This window comes from Noviherbaspirillum malthae, from assembly GCF_015352985.1.
Classification (GTDB): domain Bacteria; phylum Pseudomonadota; class Gammaproteobacteria; order Burkholderiales; family Burkholderiaceae_D; genus Noviherbaspirillum; species Noviherbaspirillum malthae.
Window position 1 is genome coordinate 1 of the sequence record NZ_JACYXF010000153.1, and the last position, 3136, is coordinate 3136.

The window sequence follows — 3136 nt, forward strand, 5'->3', positions numbered from 1 at the left end:
CTTGGAATGACAGTGTCCAAACCGGCTCCTGTGAAGGGGCTTTGAAAGGCTTGAGCGGAGTGCCGTGAAAGTGGCACGCTCCGTTCTTAGGGGGCGGTGGCGTAGTAATACGCCGCTGCTACCCGACGGTCCCTTTGGAATGACCAGGCTATGTCCTGGTGAAATTGGGAAGCCATCGCGAATCCAAAGAGCATAGTCATTTGCGCCCACGATTCGTTCGGACGGTAGCGCGCAGAATGGGCAATATTGCTTTGTCATAAGCATGGGACAATATCTAAGCAGCTACTAGTCGTTTCGACTCGTAATAGTCTTCAGCACGTGCGGTAATTTTGAACTCAACATCTGTGCCAACCAAGTCTTCGACGGCTTCTTGAATCTCTTCAAGACTCACCCTGAAGAATTCCTTTCTTAGGTTCACAGCATTTACCCGCCGACTGGCAAATCTTTTGTGAAGTGCATTCTCAAGGGAAGGAGCATCTTCTGAGAAGCACATCGCATGAACATCAAATGGGAAAGGCACAGATGCATCGCCAAGTTCGTCAACTCGCTCTTGCGGGTCGAGTCGACGTGTAAGACCAATTTTGTACACGCCCTCGCCAAAGGCCCCGATGTTACTAATGACGTAGACAAAGCCTCTGCGTGTTTGCTCGGCCATACTCTTGGCTCGGATACCTCGCTCCTCAGCCTCCCGAAGTTGTTCCTCCAGCAAACTAATTTTCGCTAACGTCAGTGCACGCTCTTGCTCCGTCTCCTGGTTCAAATGCTCTCGGGCTTTTTCAATCAAACGACGATACTTGAGTTCTTCTTTCTCTGCCTCTTTCATGGCCTCTTCATACTGCTTCTGTACCCTTACCTCCTCCTTCATTTGCTCACGAATAAGTCGTTGTTCTTCTTGCTCTTCTTTTTTCTTCAAAGTGTACTCATACTGCAGTTTGCATTCTTCAAATTTCAGCTCAACGTAGTCAATGTTGAATCCGCATCTCAGAGTTGCGCAATTCTTCTCAAGCTGTTCAGCTTTTCTCTCAATTTGCTCCAACGTTCGGTCCAAATTACTCGGGCCCACCTTCTCAATGAGTAAATCGCATTCGACATTGAATGCACTCAACATAAGCACAACTTGCCCATCAAGGATTCTTTTATTGAGAGACTTATCAGAACAAATGGTTAGGTCTCCTGGATACGTAACTGCATTCTTTTCCTTAATAAGCCGTTTTTGCTGTTCACGAATTTCTTTGATTTCAGACTGATACCTAACAGATGTGTCATAAAGATAGTTGGGCATTTCGAAGTGGCCAACTTGAGTGAATTCATCGACCCTAGAGTACAGGTCTAACTTTCCTACCGTCGCAGAGAGCTGATTCTTACTCTCTACCAATTTGCGCTCAAGCAGTTGGATTTCGCCTTCAAATTTCAATTTCGCCTGCCCAAAGCTATTCTGCTGTTCTGCATAAGTAAGTCTGAGATTTTCGATATCGGCTTGAATCGACTTTTCACGCTTTTGAAGGGTGAGAAGGTTTTCCATCTTGTGTTGGAGCGACTGAATCTCTTGTTGAAGCGTTAGCATCTCTCCCTCACGCCTGGTTACCTCTGCCTTCTTATTTTCCAATTCGCTCTTAAGGGCGTTCAACTTATTGTTAGCCTCAATAAACGATTCTCGTGCCTTCTTGGCACCTGATTCGTGTTCAGCGATAGCTGTGACCAATTGCGCAGACTTTGCTTGCGCAGCCTTCTCTTTATCGAGTGCTTCAAGGGCTTTTTCCTCTAAGTCACTCACAAGAGACGTTTTTTCGGCCAGCAGACTTTCTGTGTCAGCCAACTTGACTTTTGAGCTCTCAAGTTCTTTAGATATATGTTCTATGGCTACCTGCAAGCTTTTAAACTGCGGAATCAGTTTTTTAACGCGGAAATGCTGAACCACCGGAATGAGAATGGTTAAGCCAGCCAGCAATCCAATCACGTAGTGTTCGGTCATAATCGTTAACTCAAAATAGTTCTTATGTACTGAAGGCGGAGATTACGCCGCTCTTCACACCTGTCCCTAAAGTCTTGCTCTGCTTCTGCCAACTCTGCTTCAAACTCTTCTTTTGCTCTCAATGCAGCATTTCGTTGCTCTTCGAGTCGTTGTCTTTCCTGAGCCTTGGCCTCAAGAATTCGGCGCTTCTCAGCATCCTTTTCCAAGCGAATTGCTTCCTTTTCTTCGGCGCGGCGATGTCGCTCAACCTCCGCCTCCTCCCGTTGTAATAAGCGATTTCGGATTTTTTCAGCCTGTTCCTGAGTTTTCTGGGCTCTTGCGTTAGCACGCTCGGCTTCTCGAAGCGACTTCTCTTGCTGACGTAATGCCGCTTGATTTGCTCGGAACTGCTCACGCTCTCTGCGAATCCTGTTTCTTTCAGCTTCCTTTGCGGCTCGGTCTATTGCCTTTGCGACCCCGACAATCAATCTGAGGCCACTACCTCTTCTTGCCATTTCCCCTCCATCCGAATCGTTACGTCATTGGATTTGACACTCATAGAGCTAGCATTACGCCGCTTCTTGAACCACGGGCATCCACTCTAATAGAGCTTCATCAAACTCGTAATTCGTAATTGGATTTGCACCGAGCAGTTCAGCTAACCTATCTCGCGTCACTAACTCAACACTATTTGCTTGTCCCTGCGACACAGCACCTTTTGTAAAGGCTTGATTCGTGACTGCGACTTTGCGAAAAAGTGTTCCTGCAAATCTGGCCTGGTACTTAGCCGCACCTGCGGTCACCTCTTTAATCGCGTCCCAGCCAACATCTGCGTTTATGGAACTTTTACACTGCAATAATTCTCCCTCTTTGCCTTTGAGTGCTACAACGTCTATGCCACCATCCCCACCACGCTTGTTCGTCACCGTTGTTTGATACTTGCGCTTGGCCCACAAAACACAGCAAAAGACTTCAAAGCTGAAACCGTCCATTCGGTCGACGTCGTCCATTGTCAGGTAGCGCTTCGGTAGAGCTTCACCGAGTTCATTCGTAAGCGCTCGGCGAAGGCACCTTGAATCGAAACGCGCTGATCGGCGAGGATCGTGTCCACCAACGAACGAAATGGACACGTGTACATCATGGAAGAGAGTGCTGAGGTAAAACCGACCCGCCGCCGACGGCATA

At 47.6% G+C, this 3136-nt stretch carries 3 protein-coding genes; all 3 read right to left on the bottom strand.

All coding sequences use genetic code 11. The annotated features are described in order from the left end of the window. Positions 1-274 precede the first annotated feature (274 nt). The 3 genes from IGW03_RS39235 to IGW03_RS39245 are packed head-to-tail and all read right to left on the bottom strand — an operon-like array spanning position 275 to position 2961. A complete protein-coding gene (locus IGW03_RS39235; RefSeq protein ID WP_228536349.1) occupies positions 275-1972 on the bottom strand; it encodes an SNIPE associated domain-containing protein in 1698 nt (565 codons plus the stop codon). Between the two features lie 5 nt (positions 1973-1977). Further along, a complete protein-coding gene (locus IGW03_RS39240) occupies positions 1978-2466 on the bottom strand; it encodes a hypothetical protein (RefSeq protein WP_194727436.1) in 489 nt (162 codons plus the stop codon). 54 nt (positions 2467-2520) lie between these two features. Then, positions 2521-2961 (bottom strand): restriction endonuclease, encoded by a 441-nt coding sequence (locus IGW03_RS39245; RefSeq protein ID WP_228536350.1) that lies wholly within the window; start codon positions 2959-2961, stop codon positions 2521-2523. Positions 2962-3136: the final 175 nt, after the last annotated feature.

Coding starts and splice junctions, on each gene's coding strand:
- IGW03_RS39235 (WP_228536349.1), bottom strand. CDS start 1,972: ATGACCGAACACTACGTGATTGGATTGCTGGCTGGCTTAACCATTCTC.
- IGW03_RS39240 (WP_194727436.1), bottom strand. CDS start 2,466: ATGGCAAGAAGAGGTAGTGGCCTCAGATTGATTGTCGGGGTCGCAAAG.
- IGW03_RS39245 (WP_228536350.1), bottom strand. CDS start 2,961: ATGGACGACGTCGACCGAATGGACGGTTTCAGCTTTGAAGTCTTTTGC.